Origin of the sequence: Mesorhizobium sp. M7A.F.Ca.MR.362.00.0.0 (genome assembly GCF_004023175.1) — a bacterium.
Lineage (GTDB): Bacteria > Pseudomonadota > Alphaproteobacteria > Rhizobiales > Rhizobiaceae > Mesorhizobium.
The window spans coordinates 1-337 of record NZ_RZTF01000409.1 but is presented as its reverse complement, the minus strand read 5'-3'; the positions used below and the strand labels follow the sequence as shown (position 1 = coordinate 337).

General features: G+C 65.3%; 1 pseudogene. It reads left to right on the top strand.

Annotated elements, in window-relative coordinates:
- Positions 1-337, top strand: a pseudogene (locus tag EOC06_RS31495) (GHMP kinase); the annotation flags it as partial.

The window sequence follows — 337 nt, the reverse complement described above, 5'->3', positions numbered from 1 at the left end:
AGCGAACCCGAAACCGTCGTCACCCTGTCGCGGTCCGGCGAAACCATCGTCGAAGGCTCCGAGAGCACCCGCGCCAGCGAGCATCTGTCGACGCTCTGCAAGCATCTCGGCATTCGCGGCCAGCACCATCTGGTGGTCGAGCAGTCGATCCCCAGTCATGCGGGTCTGGGGTCCGGCACGCAGATCGCCCTTGCCGTCGCCTCGGCGTTGCGCACTCTCCATAATTTGCCTCTGGATATCGTCGGCGACGCGAGCCTGCTCGAGCGGGGCGGCCGATCCGGCATCGGCATCGCAAGTTTCGAAGATGGCGGCGTCATAGTCGACGCCGGCAAGAACG